Source organism: Bacteroidetes Order II. bacterium (assembly GCA_016788705.1).
Lineage (GTDB): Bacteria > Bacteroidota > Rhodothermia > Rhodothermales > UBA2364 > UBA2364.
In genome coordinates this window covers 1-18,016 of record JAEUSQ010000021.1, presented here as the reverse complement: position 1 = coordinate 18,016, position 18,016 = coordinate 1, and the positions used below count along the sequence as shown (strand labels likewise).

17 protein-coding genes are annotated in these 18,016 nt (G+C 48.1%); 11 read left to right on the top strand and 6 right to left on the bottom strand.

The features are described from left to right. Positions 1-27 precede the first annotated feature (27 nt). A complete protein-coding gene (locus JNN12_04950; GenBank protein ID MBL7977669.1) occupies positions 28-1,200 on the bottom strand; it encodes a PLP-dependent transferase in 1,173 nt (390 codons plus the stop codon). A 93-nt stretch (positions 1,201-1,293) separates the two neighbouring features. Between JNN12_04950 and JNN12_04945 the strand changes: the two genes are divergently transcribed. Beyond that, positions 1,294-1,773: an Lrp/AsnC family transcriptional regulator gene (locus JNN12_04945; GenBank protein ID MBL7977668.1), complete on the top strand. Its 480-nt coding sequence runs from the start codon at positions 1,294-1,296 to the stop codon at positions 1,771-1,773. 38 nt (positions 1,774-1,811) lie between these two features. Here the strand turns inward: JNN12_04945 and JNN12_04940 are convergent, their stop codons facing one another. Further along, positions 1,812-3,152, bottom strand: a complete 1,341-nt coding sequence (locus tag JNN12_04940; GenBank protein ID MBL7977667.1) for an alkaline phosphatase — start codon at positions 3,150-3,152, stop codon at positions 1,812-1,814. 170 nt (positions 3,153-3,322) lie between these two features. Continuing rightward, entirely contained in the window at positions 3,323-3,790 is a 468-nt protein-coding gene (gene sixA, locus JNN12_04935; GenBank protein MBL7977666.1) for a phosphohistidine phosphatase SixA, read from the bottom strand. A gap of 133 nt (positions 3,791-3,923) precedes the next feature. On the opposite strand from sixA, the gene mdh reads away from it, so the two are divergent. Both mdh and JNN12_04925 read left to right on the top strand, forming a co-directional pair. Further along, positions 3,924-4,856: a malate dehydrogenase gene (mdh, locus tag JNN12_04930; GenBank protein MBL7977665.1), complete on the top strand. Its 933-nt coding sequence runs from the start codon at positions 3,924-3,926 to the stop codon at positions 4,854-4,856. A gap of 100 nt (positions 4,857-4,956) precedes the next feature. After that, positions 4,957-5,136, top strand: a complete 180-nt coding sequence (locus JNN12_04925) for a hypothetical protein (protein ID MBL7977664.1) — start codon at positions 4,957-4,959, stop codon at positions 5,134-5,136. A gap of 389 nt (positions 5,137-5,525) precedes the next feature. On the opposite strand, the gene JNN12_04920 is transcribed toward JNN12_04925, so the two are convergent. Both JNN12_04920 and JNN12_04915 read right to left on the bottom strand, forming a co-directional pair. Continuing rightward, on the bottom strand, positions 5,526-6,113 hold the full coding sequence (locus JNN12_04920) for a CbrC family protein (protein MBL7977663.1): 588 nt from the start codon (positions 6,111-6,113) through the stop codon (positions 5,526-5,528). 12 nt (positions 6,114-6,125) lie between these two features. Then, entirely contained in the window at positions 6,126-7,544 is a 1,419-nt protein-coding gene (locus JNN12_04915; GenBank protein ID MBL7977662.1) for an MBL fold metallo-hydrolase, read from the bottom strand. Positions 7,545-7,753: 209 nt separating this feature from the next. On the opposite strand from JNN12_04915, the gene yidD reads away from it, so the two are divergent. The 8 genes from yidD to JNN12_04875 all read left to right on the top strand — a co-directional run bounded on the left by yidD (position 7,754) and on the right by JNN12_04875 (position 16,715). Then, entirely contained in the window at positions 7,754-8,050 is a 297-nt protein-coding gene (yidD, locus tag JNN12_04910; GenBank protein ID MBL7977661.1) for a membrane protein insertion efficiency factor YidD, read from the top strand. After that, entirely contained in the window at positions 8,050-8,556 is a 507-nt protein-coding gene (locus tag JNN12_04905; protein ID MBL7977660.1) for a MogA/MoaB family molybdenum cofactor biosynthesis protein, read from the top strand. The genes yidD and JNN12_04905 overlap by 1 nt, the downstream gene beginning before the upstream one ends. A gap of 103 nt (positions 8,557-8,659) precedes the next feature. Next, positions 8,660-9,334: a hypothetical protein gene (locus JNN12_04900; protein MBL7977659.1), complete on the top strand. Its 675-nt coding sequence runs from the start codon at positions 8,660-8,662 to the stop codon at positions 9,332-9,334. 2 nt (positions 9,335-9,336) lie between these two features. Continuing rightward, entirely contained in the window at positions 9,337-9,990 is a 654-nt protein-coding gene (locus JNN12_04895) for a hypothetical protein (GenBank protein MBL7977658.1), read from the top strand. Further along, positions 9,987-11,060: a glycosyltransferase family 2 protein gene (locus JNN12_04890; protein ID MBL7977657.1), complete on the top strand. Its 1,074-nt coding sequence runs from the start codon at positions 9,987-9,989 to the stop codon at positions 11,058-11,060. The genes JNN12_04895 and JNN12_04890 overlap by 4 nt, the downstream gene beginning before the upstream one ends. Before the next feature lie 267 nt (positions 11,061-11,327). Continuing rightward, complete coding sequence (locus JNN12_04885) at positions 11,328-13,685, top strand: TonB-dependent receptor (protein ID MBL7977656.1); 2,358 nt, start codon at positions 11,328-11,330, stop codon at positions 13,683-13,685. A 42-nt stretch (positions 13,686-13,727) separates the two neighbouring features. Then, positions 13,728-14,921, top strand: a complete 1,194-nt coding sequence (locus JNN12_04880; protein MBL7977655.1) for a right-handed parallel beta-helix repeat-containing protein — start codon at positions 13,728-13,730, stop codon at positions 14,919-14,921. Between the two features lie 393 nt (positions 14,922-15,314). Continuing rightward, positions 15,315-16,715 carry a T9SS type A sorting domain-containing protein gene (locus tag JNN12_04875; protein ID MBL7977654.1) on the top strand — a complete coding sequence of 467 codons (1,401 nt, stop codon included), beginning with the start codon at positions 15,315-15,317 and terminating at the stop codon, positions 16,713-16,715. A 183-nt stretch (positions 16,716-16,898) separates the two neighbouring features. Here the strand turns inward: JNN12_04875 and JNN12_04870 are convergent, their stop codons facing one another. Continuing rightward, on the bottom strand, positions 16,899-17,420 hold the full coding sequence (locus tag JNN12_04870) for a rhodanese-like domain-containing protein (protein MBL7977653.1): 522 nt from the start codon (positions 17,418-17,420) through the stop codon (positions 16,899-16,901). Positions 17,421-18,016: the final 596 nt, after the last annotated feature.

Below are 18,016 nucleotides of genomic sequence, written 5' to 3'. Positions count from 1 at the left end.
CAAGCGGTTTTCCTACCTATGTTAGGGCTAAACCGATTCAGGCGTACCGAGTGCTTGTTCCAAATCTGCCCATAAATCTTCAACCTGTTCCAGTCCAGCAGAAATCCGCAACAAGCCCTCCGAGATGTGTCCGGCAGCTTTTCCTTCCTCCGAAACCACACGATGGGTTAGGCCCGCAGGGTGTTGGATGAGGGTATCGGTTGATCCTAAACTTACTGCTGGTGTCATGAGGCGTACCCGTCTCAAAACACGTGCAGCGGCCTCGTGATCCGAAACTTCGAAGGAAAGGATGCTACCGGGGCCTTTCATTTGTCGGCCAATGAGGGCCTTAGGGTCGCCTTCTGGCAAACCAGGATAAAACACGGCCCGGACGGAGGAATGGGTACGTAATCGCGCTGCCAAGATCTGTGCGTTTGCTTGTGCCCGTTCTACCCGAATGGGTAGGGTTGGGAGGCCCCGATGCAACAAGTACGCCCCCATTGGGTGTAGCAATCCACCCGTCATAATACGTACCTGCCGGAGTTTTTCGGCCCAGAACTCATTTGTGGAAACCACACCTGCTATCACGTCTCCATGACCACCAATAAATTTTGTGGCCGAGTGTAGAACGAACGTTGCGCCGAAATCTATGGGGCGCAATAGGATGGGTGTTGCAAAAGTAGCATCCACTAAAACCGGAACCGAGCCTGCTTGCGCCACAATATCTGCAATATCCACCAACGATACCGTAGGATTAGCGGGCGTCTCGATCACCACGAGTGCGGTATCGGGCCTGAGGGCTTCGTGGACGCCTTGCGGGTCGGTAAAGGTTACGTTCATCCCCAGGAGCGAGGAACCCAAGAGGTGGTCAGATGAGCCATAGAGTGGTCGGACTGCCACCACATGTGTGCCATTGGGTCGTGCAGTCAGTAAACATGCGGTGAGCGCTGCCATACCAGAGCCAAATGCCACTGAAGCGGATGCCCCTTCCAGTTGCGCCATGGCTTCTTCGAACCGGGCTACGGTTGGGTTAAAGAGCCTTGCATAGATGGGTTCTTCCGGAACAAGACGGCCTTGCACAAATGCGTCTAAACTTGCCGTTGCGCCATCTAAGTCGTGGATCGGGTAGGTCGTAGAGAAGTCAATTGGTGGTGCATGGACGCCCAGCGTACGGAATGCCATACGGCCTGCATGAACAGAAAGAGTTTCGGTATGTTGCATGATTCGTCGGATATGATTTGGTTAAAGATGATAAAAGTTATTACCTTTAGGACGCCTTAACCTAATTCTCCGAAGACTATTTGGTGCAACGATATGAACTTTCTTTTAGACAAAACAGACTGCGAGATTGTACGCATTTTACAGAAGAATGCGCGGTTGTCCAATAAGGAACTGGCTTATGAGATTGGCCTTTCCCCTTCCTCTTGTCTGGAGCGGGTGCGCCGATTACAAGAACAAGGCATCTTCGAGGGTTTTCATGCCGAACTTCATCCGCCTGCGGTGGGCATTGGGATGCAGGCAATGATTGCCGTCCGGCTAACGCACCATGCCCTGAATACGGTAGAGACGTTCCGGGAATACATCCTGAAAAATCCGGCGGTGATTGGCCTCTTTCATGTGACAGGGGCCAATGATTTTTTGATCCATATTGCTGTAACCGATGCGAACCACTTGCGTTCTCTTTTGCTGAGTGCTTTTTCTACGCGCCCAGAGGTGACGCACATCGAGACCTCTATTATTTTTGAATACACGCGGAGTTTCCAGATGCCTGTTTACACCCAAAAAGAAGGATAGTTCGAACGATATTCCTTATTGGTCTGTATGTCCGAAGTTTATTTGAACATGGTCTTGGTAAGGGCTTTTAGATCAAACCCCATGGCTTTTGCAAGGGCTTGTCCTACCGCTGCATTTTCATGATTGCCCCTAAATAAATAAGTCCCTGGTCCATATGCGTGTATGGTCACATCTACTGCAGAATGGCCATCAGTTGTCCACCCGATTATACTGCGTTTGGAAACAATATGGATCAGCGTAAAAGCAAATCGCGGGGCCTCAGAGGCAATTCCACTTTTGAGGGCCGTAATTTCTTCTTCTGTCAGGTCGGTAATTCCTGCTTTTTCTTTTAGCAGGGCCACCACATCTGTACCCGGTTTTTTGGCAAGTGCTGCCAACGTATCAACCGAGTTTTTGACTTTAGCCAACTCTTCTGGCTTCCATTGATAAACGCCATCACGTCCCAAGGTCATGCCGCCTGTCTCGTGATCTGCCACCGAAACAACAAGGGTTTGACCGTCTCTACGTGCAAATTCAAGTGCTTTACGAACGGCAGCATCATACGCAAGAATGTCATGAACATGTCCAGCAGGATCGTTTGCATGTCCGGCATGGTCTATACGACTGCCTTCCACCATCAGTACAAAGCCTTTTGGGTTATTTTTTTGTAACAACTGCAACGCCTTTTCGGTCATCTCTGCCAAGCTTGGTTCTTTTGTGGCGTCCCGATCCACTTCGTAGGCCATATGATCTGGGGCAAAGACGGCAATGGCGGGTAATTTACCCAATTGTCGAAACTCGACGAGATTTCCTGCCAAGGCATAGCCTTTCCCTTTGGCCTCTTGTAGGAGGTTGCGGCCATCTGCACGTGCACCTCCAGCTTCTTTGGGGGTAAAATACTTTCCCCCGCCGCCAAAGATGAGGTCCATACCCGACGTTTCGATCTGCTGAGCCGCGATGTCATCTTCGTTGGCGCGTCGCGGGACATGCGACGAAAATGCTGCGGGAGTAGCATGGGTGATGCGTGTTGTGACCACAACACCCGTCCTAAGACCACGTTTTTTTGCTGCTTCAAAGAGGGTGGCACATGGCGTGCCGTCTGGCCCTACGGCAATCGCACCGTTATAAGTTTTGATGCCACACGAATAGGCCGTAGCACCAGCAGCCGAGTCGGTTACACGGCTATTCGAGGCGTAAGTACGGGCATTACCGACGAGAAATTCGTCTAACGCCATCCGCATTTTTCCGGTAGTTGCTTGTTGGAAGTCTCGGGCCATGGTCAAACTGGCAGGACCAAAGCCGTCTGGGATCATCAGAATTAGGTTTTTCGGACGCGTCTGGGCTTGAGCATTACACTGTAACGACCAAATGGCCAGCAGAAAAAGGGCGACAATGCGCAGGGGAGGGAACATGGCTTGTGTAAGATTATTGGGGATTGTTTTGTCCAATTTAAGACAAAAGGCCAGCCGTTGGGTGATCACAGTATAAAATTTAAGCCCCATATAAACAAAAAACGACCACCAGAATGGCCGTTTCTGACTTGTGTACATTGCCGAAAACCACAACCAAATCAATAGGCCATTTGTACTTCCGGTTCCAGCATTTCCATAAACGTGCCGCCAAGAAGCCCAAGTCGATTGATTTTGAGATGGATGACGGCGCCTTTTGCAACATCTACCCATTTCCCGGTGAGGTGGTGCACCATTTCCGATAAGTCTGGCTGGTGACCGACAATGGCTACCGAGCTTGGTGCGTCGTAAATGGTGATCATTTCGCTCACGTCGTCTATGGTGCAACCACAGCCCAGCGCGGCCCAGACCTCATGTTTCAACCCAAGGGTACGGCTCAGAATTTGTGCGGTTTCTAAGGCGCGGGCATAGGGGCTGGTAAACATCATATCGGGCGAAAACCCCCGGCGTTGTAGGCCAATCACCTGACGCCGGAGCGCATAGCGTCCTTCCGGAGTAAGTCTTCGGTCAAAATCGGATTTACCAATGCCGTCTTCGGCAATACCATGCCGAATAAAATACAAATCCATGTGCTTCTCCTGTGGAGTCCGTTGGAAGGACGGGTGATTTTTGCGTAAAGGGTAGGACGTTATTCGTTGCAGGATTATTTTTAAAAATACTAACCTAAAAATTCCATCCTTTCAACCAAAACATTGAGATAACATGAAAAAAATCACCGTCGTTGGGGCAGGCAACGTAGGTGCCACTGTTGCCGAAACCATTGCCCGGAAAGACATGGTGGAGGAGGTGGTCCTAATTGATATTAAGGAAGGACTTCCGCAGGGTAAAGCCTTGGATTTGGCGCAATCTGCTGCGGTGCATCTCTTTGATACCAAAGTGACCGGAACGAATGATTATGCCGATACCGCAAACTCGGATATCTGTGTGATTACAGCAGGATTGCCCCGTAAGCCGGGTATGAGCCGCGATGACTTGCTTTCGATGAATGCCAATATTGTGAAATCCGTCACCGAGCAATTTATCGTCCATAGTCCAAATGCAATTATTATTGTCGTCTCGAATCCATTAGATGCCATGACGTATGTGGCTGCCGTAAAAAGCAACCTACCCAAAAACAAGGTCATGGGTATGGCGGGCGTTTTGGATGCGGCCCGATTCCGAGCGTTCATCAAAATGGAACTCGGTGTTTCCATCCGCGACATCCAATGTATGTTGCTCGGAGGTCACGGCGATACCATGGTTCCAATGCCACGTTATACCACTGTTTCCGGAACGCCGTTGCCCGCACTTTTGCCAGCGGAAAAAATTGCACCGATGGTGGAACGTACCAAATTTGGCGGGGGTGAATTGGTCAAGTTGATGGGTACCTCGGCTTGGTATGCACCTGGCGCTGCCGCTGCTGAAATGTGCGAGGCCATTGTCAAAAACTCGAATCGTGTTTTACCCTGTGCAGTTTGGGCAGAAGGCGTTTATGGCTTGGATGGCGTATTCGTCGGATTGCCCGTGCGCCTTGGAAGAAATGGGGTAGAGGAAATTGTGGAATTAGAATTAAACGAAGAGGAGAAGGCTTTGTTAAAAGTATCGGTGGATGACGTGAAGTACAATGTTCAACGCCTGCACGAGCTAGGTCTCTGAACGAATCAATTTTGCTTTGAAAAGGGGCTTCCATAACCGGAAGCCTTTTTTTGTGACATACCATTTTGAAAATTTGCCTTTTGGTAACAGAAAAAAACTTTTGGACAAATTATCTGGACGTTTGGCAAAGCAACAAAAATGCCTCGGCCTGTATCTTTTCATCCATAGTGCTTTGGTCGAAGACGTTCATGAAGCGCTAGGCTATCAGCCCATAAAAAACCAGATAGATATTCCGCCGATTATTAAATTACTGGTTTTTGGGGAATCCCAACATGCCTGAGAATGTAACGGTTTCTATGATAGCCAAGTTAGAAGTCGAATTAGCCTGCGTATTTCGGAGGGAAAAGTAATACATGGGCTAGGCGATGGAAGATGGGCAACCTCGTTGTAGTGTTGCCCATCTTTTATATGCTAACCATCCATCCACAAGGCTACTTTTTGCCATTGAACGCCCTGTTTTTTACAAACTAATGCGAATCCCTAATTACCTAATCCGGCAGATGCTAGGGTATTGATCGCACCCATCGTTCTGATGATTGTATTATCTACCATTAAAACGTTCTTACCGGAGTTGGTATTCCGCCACCAGGAAAAGTTACCCTAGGATAGCCCACAACAGAAGAGAGAAAAAAAGCACTTAGCCTCGTTTTTGGGTGGGTGCTTTTCTTTTTAAGGGAAATCGAAATACCCACGCACGATGCCACAATGGGTACAAGTAAAAGCATAATACCGGATGTCCCAATGATCGGGTGTGGTTTCAGGATGTTCCATCAAACGATCCCAAATCACTTCGGCTGGCTCAGACAAGCGCTCCATCCAGGCTTGTTGTATAAACAATTCTTTTGCACCCAGCAAAGAGCCGGCTTCCTCTAAGAAGTCGCGCAAAACTTTTCTACCCGTATAGTGCATAAAGTCATTGCAATGAACCAGCCATGTGGCGTCGTGCCAAGCAGCGAAAGGAGGTGTTCGGCGTAACGACTGGAAGGCGTGGGGCGCAAAGTCTTCGGGAACGACTTGGTAGGTCCGATAGTCGTGCGTGAAGCCGTCTTCCGTGAGGTATCCCCATTCACTATCATGATCAAAACCAAAGTCACCTTCAAGAAGGCAGGTCATACAACCCGAATGCAACATCGGAAACACCATAAAGCAGGGCTTCCATTCGCCACAGAAATAGCATTGGTGGTTTACCCGAAAAGCGATATCTTCTTCAGGCGCGGCAAAGTAGGGAAATATAACAGGGTGTTTCAGGTTACACATCAGGTCAAAAGATCAGTCCACCGAGACGGGTACCCCTTGGATTGGGAGGATAACCTCCACATCCGGATAAAAATACCGGATATTATCTGCCATCCAGGTCCGGGCCTCATCCTCGCCATGCACCAGCAAGACTTTACGGGGTTTTAGTTTCTCAACCACTTGTAGCAATTCGCGTCGGTTAGAATGTCCGCTGAACCTAAACCGTTTCACCGTACAGGCAATGTTCAGTCCTTCGGGCTGGTGTTGCGGGTCTAAGGCCACTTTCTCGGTGTCCCCTTTTTGTGCGGCTTCGAGCAACACGGCACCGGGACAACCTGGTTTTACATATCCAACAAAAAAGATGCTGTGTCGTGGATCTCCGATCATTTTCAGGGCAATCCGGTGCGAAAGGGTACGTTCAAACAACATACCGGATCCTACGATAAAGATGCCCGGCTCTTCTCCATTGATCAAGTAGTCTAATTTAGCCTTGCTTTTGGGCAGGCGTTTTTGTTCGATCTTAAAAACTTCAAATTTTTCATCTATACGTGGCGAAATAAAGCGTGTTCGGTCGTAAATGTCTGAAATGGCCCGTTGGGCGCCTGCTGTATAAACAGGTAGGTCTTCTGGTAATTTCTTTTGCTTTTTCCAACGTCCCAGCAGTGCAATCATTTCTTGCGATCTTCCCAAGGCAAAAGCGGGGATCAGTACACTCCCTTTGCGCTTGATGGTCTCCAGAATGCCTTCCAACAAGCGGTCTTCTTCACGTTTTCGGGTTGTAAGTTCCGCCGTAGGATCGGCACCGAGCGTGGACTCCAGAATCAGCACATCCACAGGGCCTTGGGGAAAATCGGCGCCTGGTTGAATGGCCTGCGCACGCAAACTAAGGTCGCCCGAATAAAAAGTCCGAAAAGTTTGTGCCCCATGCCCCACTTCCAGTAAGGTTCCTACGGCTCCCAATGTATGCCCAGCATGGTAAAAGGTGGCCTGTATCGGAGCTTGGGCACGGACCCCCTCATTTAGGTCGAATGGGGTTTCGAGTGGCCACGAACGATAGAGATAGGCCGCAAGTTCGGCTTGTTCTTCGGTAAACATGGGTGGATGGGCATTAACCCCTTCCTTGAACCGCTTTTTTTGTAGCCGCGCAGACTCTGGCAAGAGAAAATCCAGCAACAAACGCGTAGGCTGTGTCATGTGGATGCGGGCATGGGGAAAATGGCGCAACATGACGGGTAAAGAGCCGATGTGGTCGTGGTGTGCATGGGACAAGATGGCATAATCTACGCCCCAGTCTGGGTGTTTCTCTAATAAATTAAAGTCTGGAAGTCCCGCTACGCCATCAATATTCGGATCCTGACCACTATCCAATAGGATGCCTGTACCGGCGATGTTTAGGTAATGTGCCGAGCCGCTAATCTCGGAGGTGCTGCCCAAGGCAATGTAATGAAACATAAAATACTCCTCCAACAACCAAAGGTATTGGACATAAAACTCCCGCTGGGAGGCGATTGGTAATTTATTTATACGCATTCGACCTATGGCCGAATTATCATCGTTGCCTTAGACAAACTAAAATACGCCTTTATCTCTCAAAGTTTTTTGAAACCAATGGGCGTTTTTGGCGTTGATCCGACAAATTTACGCTTATTGGCTTCAAGCAAATGCCTGTTCTTCTTTTTATCTGGAATCTTCCTCGTAACCTTGCACGCCTGCTGATTCGTTTTTATCAATTGGCCATTTCGCCGTATTTCCCCAGCTCTTGCCGCTTTTCGCCCACTTGTTCACAATATGGATATCAAGCCCTCGAAAAATATGGCCTGCTCAAGGGTGGTCTTCTTACCATTTGGCGAATTTTGCGGTGTAATCCTTGGTTCGGCGCCCATGGCTATGATCCGCCCCGCTGGTTTGGAGAACCTTCCCCCCCAATAAACAACCCGCACGAACACCCCGAAAAGTGATGTCTGCACCAGAACACCGTTTTTTAGCAGGACAAAGCCCGGTTTACGTGGGCTTGCTTACCATCAGCGATACCCGGACGCCAGAGACAGACCAAAGTGGGACATGGATAAAAATGGCTCTGGAGCAAGCAGGTCATATAGTGACACACTACACCGTCGTCCGAGATGAGCCGGATATGATTCAGGAAACCGTACATACCTGGTCCTCCGAAGTGCAGGCCATCATTACTTCGGGAGGAACAGGGATCTCGCGCCGCGATCAGACCTTCGAGGCGCTCTCTGGCTTGATCCAAAAAAACATCCCTGGGTTTGGAGAGGTTTTCCGGATGCTCTCTTATCAAGAAGTGGGGGCAGCAGCCATTTTATCGCGTGCCGTAGCAGGACTCATGGATCATGGAACCTTGCTCTTTTGCCTGCCCGGATCCCTGAATGCGGTGCGGTTAGGCATGGAAAAGCTCATTTTGCCCGAAATTGCGCATATGGTTTGGGAACTAAAACGAACCTGAGTTCTTAAAAGCCCGTCGTCACCCAGCGATCACCCGTTTTTTCTGTGGAGGTTTCACCCCGAAGGTATTGCTTAGGCGTGCCATTCCTCTATTTATTTCCGTCATGTCCTTCTTTTTCCGTTTATTCTTGTCAGTAGGTCCATTGTGGTGCCTGTTTATGGCTCCTGTACATGCCCAAACCCGCGTCCGCTTTGGATCGGTTGCGCCGCCGGAAGTCCTGTATCCGGTAAAAAAAGGGTATGTGGATTTGGAAACGCTCCGGCTGATCGAACACAATGTGGTACTCCCCAAAGACTTTAAGTCTGCCTCACCTTATACTGCCCGATTCTCCCGGACAGCGACCAGTGCATATGGTCGCGAACATATTTTAGACATGGCGGATAGTCGTCGGATTGGGACGCTCACTTTTGATGCCAAAGGCGGATTTACGGTGCGCTTAGATAGTCTGATGGAAGCCATTTTGGTTTGGGAGGGGCTGCAATTGCCATTGGGTGGTGGAAATAACCGCATTGAGTCGGTCGTAGGGCGTATTCCAGGACATACACGGGTGTTGTTTACGGCCTTTTACCGCCAACATGATGCCCATGCCTATCTGATGGCCCATGATTTGTTGGTGGGCGGCTTAATCTGGACGAAGAAAACGACCTTTAAGGCCACGCTTCAAAATGTGACCTTAAGCCTCTTCCAAAATCGTTTGGTGGTGGAACACGAGGCATCCGTCCAACGTTCCGTTTTTATATTGGATACCCTAAACGGAAAGACGCTCTTTCAGGACTAAAAATGATGCCTACTTCCGCAAAATATTGGGTTTTATTTACGTTGGTGATGCTTGGAACGGGTTCTTCTATGCCGTCTTTTGGTTTACCGGAAGAAATTCAGGATGCCTACGAGCGTAAGGACACGGCACGCCTCCGCCGTGCCTTAAATGCCGCCACCAGCCAGACCGAGAAATTTCTGGCCATTTATCGCTTGTATCCTTTGACCTTAGACAAAAACCTGATCCGCAACATCCCGACGGAGCTTAAACAAGCCTCGGCACGCGAATATGCCCTGTTGGCAGCACTTTGGAGTTATCGGATCAACGAAGACAAAAGTCTGCTCATCTCTGCCGGAATGCGTATTAATGGCCTTTTGGACAAAGCCAAGCGCCTGAACCCCAATGAGCCTGTGTATTTATTGGTGGATGGTCAGGGGCTGTTTTATATGCCCGGTATGTTTGGCGGCAGCTACAACAAAGCACTGGTACGGTTTCGTGCTGCACGCGATGCCATTGTGCGCGACAAGCCTGTAGGCCTCAGCCGCTTAGACGCCGAGACATGGATTTGGTATGCCCTATACAAGCAAAAGGCTGCCAATGCCACAGCCTATAAGCAAGAATTGCTGGGGCGTGGCTTGCCCCCGATCTATCGGGAATTTTTACTCAGCCCGCCATGATTTCCTTGTTTTGGGTGTTGATGGCGGTGTATGCCATGTTTTTTCTAAACATCTTGGCAAATCGTCTTTACACCGCCCGGATGGCTAAACGGAACAATACGGGCGGAAATCCCCTTCCTCGCATCTCGGTGGTGATACCCGCCCGTAATGAAGCCGCCAATTTGCACCAATTGCTCCCCTCTCTTCAGCGGCAAGAATACCCCTATTTTGAAGTTCTGGTGTATGACGACGCATCGGAAGACGAAACTTGGGAAGTGATTCAAGGATATTCGTCCAAGCATTTACGGGGCATTCGGGGAAAGGGCCCTGCATCAGGCTGGTTAGGCAAGCCCCATGCACTGTTTCAGGCATCGAAGCACGCAACCGGCGATGTCTTGCTTTTTTTGGATGCGGATGCCTGTTTTTTGCATCCAAAAGCCTTGTCGCACCTTGTAGTACAGTTTTCAGGATTACCAACTCAGGCGTATCTGAGCGGGCTGCCTAAACTAACAGGCGCGGGGTTGTTGTTGGTGAGCTTGGTCCCTTTTCTGGTTACGGCTGCCTTGCCGATGAACCTAATGCGGTTTGGCCAATTTAAAAGCCTAAGTATGTTGAACGGACAATGTTGGATGATCCGACGCGAACACTATGAAGTGCTCCAGCCACACGAATTTGCCAAAGATCGCATTCTCGAAGACGTGGAAATTGGGCGTTACCTGAAAGGCCAAGGTGTGATGCCATATTTGGCCGACCTAAAAAAAATCCTTTCTGTACGGATGTATGACGATTTTAAGGACGCGTGGAGGGGATTCAGGAAAAACTTCTATTTGGTTATTGGAGGCGGACACCCGCTTTTATTTGTGATCCTTTGGATTGGACTAACTGGGTTGTTCGTGGGTGCATGGTGGGTCTCTCCTTGGTTTTTACTGGCTGGTGTGGCCCTTAAAACCCTTGTAGATCGGTTTTCTGGTTTTTCGATAGGCTATTCACTTTTGGCACCTGTTTCATATATACTACTATCGGCGCTCTTGTTAGACTCGGCGTTCTCTCATCTCACTGGGCGTGTGGTTTGGAAAGGGCGGCGTCTTTAGAGGTTCATATAAAAATATCAATACCGACTAAATATGGTATTTTACTAATTATCTATAAGTATTTATTATTGCGATGTTTATGCAAATAAAATACATAAGGTCTAATTAAAAGAGACCCGGTACCTCTTGTCCTAAAAGTGTATTGGGGTATTTCTGCTTTGCAGGGTATAAAAAACGTTTTTCCTTTTAGTACCAACACCGTTTCTAATTTGAAATGCAGATAATGTGAAGTACATTCTGGTCGTTTGTCTCCCAAAACCGATGACCATGTACCGATACTTTTTGTGTTTCTTGTTCTTGCTGCCCTTCACTGCAATGGCGCAACGGCCTAAACAAACCTTGAAAGGGGTGGTAATAGACAAGACTACCCGACATCCCTTGACAGGTGCCACCATCACATTACCAGAATCCAAACCGTTAAAGGGAACCACTTCTGGTGCTGATGGGCGTTTTCGGCTCGAAGGCGTCGCCGTTGGTGTTTATACGGTTCGCATACAATTTATTGGATATGCAGAGGTGATCCTCAATCGGATAGAAGTAACTTCTGCCAAAGAAACCGAGATGACGGTTGAAATGACGGAGCTTAATACCGAATTGGCGGGAACAACGATTATTGCTAGCCGAAAAAACGACCCCTTAAACGAAATGTCGGTGGTCTCGGCGCGGTCTTTTTCGGTGGAGGAAACCAAACGATATGCAGCCACCATCAACGATCCCAGCCGATTGGTGGCGGGGTATCCGGGTGTCACGAATACCCAAGACAACAACAACGATATTGTGGTGCGGGGCAATACGTCCGCCGGGGTTTTGTGGCGATTGGAAGGTGTGGATATTCCGAATCCCAACCATTTTGCCCGTCCCGGTTCTTCAGGAGGAGGCATTAGTGCCTTTTCTGCCAGCCTTTTGGCCAATTCCGATTTTTCCTCCGGCGCTTTTGCTGCCGAATATGGCAATGCCCTCTCGGCGGTATTTGACATGCGGTTTCGGCACGGAAATACCGAAAAACGGGAATATACCGCACGGATCGGTTTGATTGGGCTGGAAATTGGTGTAGAAGGCCCACTCCAACGAAACAAAAGTGCTTATTTGGCCAATTACCGATACTCCACACTCGGCATCTTGTCGGGCATGGGCTTCAATTTTGTATCGGAACGCACCAGCAACACGTTTCAAGACTTGTCTTTTTTACTCTACTTCCCTTCCCAAAATGGAAAATCCGTCACAACTGTTTTTGGGTTTGGCGGGCTTAGTTTGGAACGCCATTCGGAACTAAAAGACCAAAGCAAGTGGAAATCCCGTGGCGATCGTCAGCGTTCGGACTTTGAAACCAATCTGGGGGTCTTGGGCGTCACCAATACTTATCTACTCACCAGCAAATCTTATCTCAAAACCACTTTGGCATTGATGGATAGCTTTAATTCGATTGTAGAAGACACCCTCAATCATATACGTATTCCTGCCATTACCGCCCATAACAATGCGCGTGATACCCGCATCAGTTTGGCATCGCATTATAGCCGGAAAGTCTCCACGTTTTTATCCTTAAAGGCCGGGCTGAACGCCAGTCTGTTCCGCTACAACCTCTTTTTTGACCGTTTGGTACACGAAAACTGGCAAACCGCCATAGACAGCGATGGCCTAACAGGGCAAGCAGATGTTTATGTACAGACAAAATACCATCTAACTTCTCGAACGGCAATCATAGCGGGTATTCATGGGCTTTGGTTTGCACTCAACAAAACGTCCAGTGTAGAACCACGTATTGCACTTACGTCCACTTTGTCACCACGCCAAACGATGACGCTTGCCTATGGCCTGCATAGCCGAATTTTGCCATTGGGACTATATTTTAAGCGGAATGTTTGCCCACTACTACAGCCGAATTGTACACCATATCCCACTTTGCCTAATACCAACCTACCTTTGGCCAAAGCCCATCATTGGGTCGTAAGCCATAATTTTGCACCTTCCGAGCAATTCCATGTGCAAACCGAAGTCTATTATCAACGTCTGTTTAATGTGCCTACACTGGCTTCTGGGTTAAATAGCTATTGGTTTTTTAATGATATGGAGGGCTTTGGGCAAACAGGGCTTGCACCCGAAGGCAAGGGACGAAACTATGGCATAGACCTGATTGTGGAACGCCATTTTGTGAATCGTTTCTTTTTCTTGCTCACGGGTGCGGTATTCCGTTCTTTCTTTGACCTGCCCAATGGCCAATCGTTTTCTACCCAATACGACAGTCGTTTCACCTCCAGTTATCTGGGGGGCAAAGAATTTCCACTGCGGAAAGGTGGAATTCTTCAGGTGGGGAGTCGGGTGGCTTGGAATGGCGGCAACCGATACACACCGCCCGACGAAGCAAAATCGGCACAAGCAGGCTATTATGTCTCCGATGAGTCCCGTATCTTTGCTGCTCAAGTACCCAATTATTTTCGAGTGGATGGTCGGATAGCCGTCACTAAAAACCGTAATAAGTATAACTACACGGTTTCTTTGGATATGATGAACATTGGTAGCCGTAAAAATCCACAGTGGCAACAATTCGATCCTCAATCCAAAGAATATTATTTTTCGTATCAGTCAGAGTTTATTCCGGTCTTAACATGGGAAGTAGATTTCTGATGGTATTCTGTTTTTTTTATTGGTTCAAAACCTAAATATCCAATGCGTAAACTTGTTTTATTTTATATCCTATACCTCTTGCCACGGTCCCTTTTTGCCCAAGCCGAAATCGAAAAACAAATCCAAACCCAACTCATTATGGTGGAAGACGGCGGCACGGTACAACTACCGGAGGGAACGTTCAACATACGGGGGGCGCTTTCTATGGATGGCAAAAAGCACGTTACCATCAAAGGTGCTGGAAAAGACAAAACCGTTCTCAACTTTAAAAGCCAAACAGAGGGCGCAGAAGGGCTCCGTGTGACCGACGGCCAAGATATTGTGCTGGAAGATTTTTCAGTGGTGGATGCCAAGGGCGATGCCATTAAGGTACAAAAAGTGGATGGCATCACCTTTCGGAATATAAAAACCGCATGGACGGCCAAAGGAAGCGAAAAAAACGGTGCGTATGGCCTCTATCCTGTGCAATGTACCCGCGTTTTGATCGAGGGGAGCGAAGCAATTGGGGCATCTGATGCCGGTATTTACGTTGGACAATCCGACCGCGTGGTGGTGCGAAAATCACGGGCATACCAGAATGTGGCGGGTATCGAAATTGAAAACACGACCAATGCCGAGGTGTATGACAATGAGGCTACGGGTAATACGGGTGGGGTTTTGGTCTTTGATCTGCCTGGTCTTCCCAAAAAACAAGGAGGCAACGTGAAGGTCTATGACAACCACATCCATAAAAATAACTACCGCAATTTTGCGCCAAAAGGCAATATGGTGGCAACCGTACCTGCGGGAACGGGGGTGATCATATTGGCCACATCGGGTGTAGAGGTTACCGGAAACCGAATTGAGGGGCACAAAACCGTTTCGGTGGCCATTGCCAGCTACCTAATGACGGAAATCCCGATTCAGGACCAAACATACAATCCTTTTCCTTCCAATATTTTTGTTCACCAAAACACGTATCAGCAAGTCCGCGCACTGCCAGATATTAAGAATAGAATGGGACAATTGCTCCTGCTCAAATTTAGGAGAAAAACGCCTCATGTGGTCTATGACGGCATCCTAAATCCCGCTCTTGTTGGTGCCGACGGACGATATAAACCAGAACACCGGATTTGTGTGGAAGAAAAAAATATTCGCTTTACCAATCTGGATGCCGGAAACAAGTTCAAGGCCCTTGCCATCAACCCAGTATATATGAATTGTCGGCAAACTCCATTAAAGATCGTGGCACAGTAGGCCGGACCTCGAAGGGACGCCTTACATTGTTTTTATCTCATAAACCGTATAAGAGGGTAAATACCAGCGTGTCGGCTCAACAGATATTGGGAGCACTTCCAATACTCTGTAACCTCCATCATCTCTTTGTGTTGTAGGGCGTATCATATAAGCCCAAGACGCCTACCACAACTTAGTGAAATACCTTGTGACTCGTAAGAGTCCTTCTGGAAATTGCTCCGAGGTGATAAGCCATTGGAGAGGTCTTCGGATGTATTGTCAGGTGGTTTACCTTTTCATCACACCCAATAGGCCGATTGGGGTAGAACAACAGATACGATACCTTAGGCATATTCAATTCTCTTCTACTTTCTAAAGTAGGAACCTCAAAAAACATACAAAACAAAAACACACATGACAATCACGGAACGCTCTTCACAGAAGCACATTACGGCTACACTATTGATGTTAGTGATGATGAGCCAATTTACAAGCGCCCAAACCCTCACGCACGGTTTAGCATGGCTTTGGTCAGATCAAGCAAGCCCCACCGCAACCATTACGCCCAACACAGCCTACTCCTACAACTCGACAGGTGGCGCGGTTACAATGGCTAAATTGCAAACCGGAATTTACGAGGTCAATTTTGCAGGCTTGAACTTACCAGCAAACGCAAGTATAGGCTTACACATCTCTGCGTATGCAGGCAATCATCATTGCATCAATTTTGCGGCAGGTCCCGGAACGAACACCTATCGTTGGCAGATTCGTTGCTTTGCGCCCGACGGCACGGCAAAAGACGGCTTATTTACTGCCGTAATTTTTAAAGATGATCGGCAAGGTTGGGATAATGTGAACCTACAATACACGCCGAGTAATACGCCTTTAACGATTACCAATGGCTATAATTCACGAGGTGGCGCGATTTCTGTGGTCAAGTTTGGTATTGGCTTGTACCGTATAGAAGCACTTGGCATTACCAAATTTGATGGCACGCTGATGGCAACGGCATTTAACCAAACCGAAGTGCGTTATTGTAATGCAGATTCTTGGGCACCTCCTGCGGGCAATGTGGGGGTTCATTTATTTGTGCGTTGCTTCGATAAAGAGGGTAAAGAAGCTGATACACCTGTTCAGGTTAGCTATCGCCGTGATTTGAATGCAGGGATAGCGATCAATGGCACGAAGTTTCATAATGCTTATGTTTTTGCAAATGGCAAAACGGCTATACCAGCAGTGGATGCTGGATATTCCAAAAACACGGCAAGCACAGCTCCAACGACGATCACACGAAGTAGTGTTGGAAATTTCTTGGTCAATATCCCAGGCATTGCGCCCTCCAATAAAACGACTGTCATTGTGCGAAGTTACGGCGACAAAAACACGTATTGTAATGTAGCCACTTTCTTTGCGGATAACAGTGGCGGCACAGGAGTACGAGTATGGTGTTTCAATTCTGCTGGCGTGGCAACCGATGCCAATTTTGTGCTTCAATACTTCACGAATACGCCCAATGGAACACTTATTGCTACCACCGCCGAAGCGCCAACGCGTTTTGAACTTTCTGAAGCTTATCCCAATCCTTTTAACCCAAGTACTTCGTTCACACTTTCGCTAAACAAGCCGCAAAATGTAGCGATTAAAGTGTTCAATACGCTTGGGCAAGAAGTGGCTTCAGTACACGAAGGCATTTTGGGGGCGAACACAAAGCACGCATTTTCTTTCGAGGCAAAAGGCTTGACCAGTGGAACGTATTTCATCCAAGTGAAAGGTGAACATTTTGCCCAAATCCGTACGGCCACATTGGTGAAATAGATCGTTTCGGTTGAACATTAGGACGAAGCCGTCAGAAGTGGGGCTATGGCGGCTTTTTTGCAGATTGCATACAATGGAAAGAACAACTAAATACCAAACAACGTTGACTATCGTCATGTTAATAACGCATTAAAGAAAGTATGATGCCGTATGCCTTGTGCTTTGCTGCTTGTTCTTAACAGTTTAATTCCGCGCCTGATAGGACCTATAGGCGCGTTTCAGCAGAACACCCCAAGCCTGATCGTAAGGATGTACCTCTTGTACTTCGCGGTCGTTGCGATAAACCGGACGGCCTTCGTTTTTCCACTTAAAAATGGAGCCTTCTAAGTTTTGGACATTCGTGAAACCCGCTTTTTGCATTCGGCTTACGACCTTGGCTGAACGATAGCCTACCGAGCAATACACCACCACAGGCGTTTGTTTAGAGAGCGAAAGGCCAGAGAAATCTTGTAATTCTGGATTGATGGAAACGGCATTTTTCAAATGACTCACCTTAAATTCGTATGGATTGCGGGCATCCAGCAAAACGGGTTGGGTCCTGCTGGTATCACCCAGCCAGTGAGCCAATGCCGCCGTGGACAACTGCTTGGCCTCTGGAAAAGTGGAACGAACCAATTGCGTAATCATCCGCCACGAAATTTCCTGACCACAACAAAAAGGAACTGCCGCGAAAATCAATGCCATTCCAAAAATTAATCGTTTCATATATGAGATAATCAAGTGTGTTAAGGAGAATAAAGTCATACGTAACAAAAACGGGAACCCTTTGGCTTCCGCTTGATTCAAAATTAATGACCGTAGAAGCAATATTCTAACGTTTTAGTTTTCTGGTTAAAGTTTGTATAGTTTGGTGTTTTCCACAATTCCAAAACACCCCCTTCGGGGAATTGCGCTACGCCAAAGGGTAACGCCACCCAACGTTTCGCACTCAAAGAACCCGGACGCGTTTTATTGCCGATAAGGGGCGTTAGCCCTGTAATCTTGCTTGGTTTTAACCATATGACGCTCATCGGTTGATGTCAGGACTACGCCGCTTTATGAGGTCTCGTGTGGCATGATCTACGAAGAGGCCAGGGCTACGCCCCTTTTTTTCCTGTAATGCCTTCCCGTTCTACGAACGTGCTATCGTTTAATTCCGATAAACCCCTTCGGGGAATTGCGCTACACCAAAGGGTAACACCACCCAACGTTTAGGACTCGGCAGCACCCAGACACGTTAAGTAGGCTAAATAGATTCCCGTTTTCGCGACCATGACGTACTCGGCACTTAGAAGCCCGCCATGCCCAACTTGTTTGGGCAT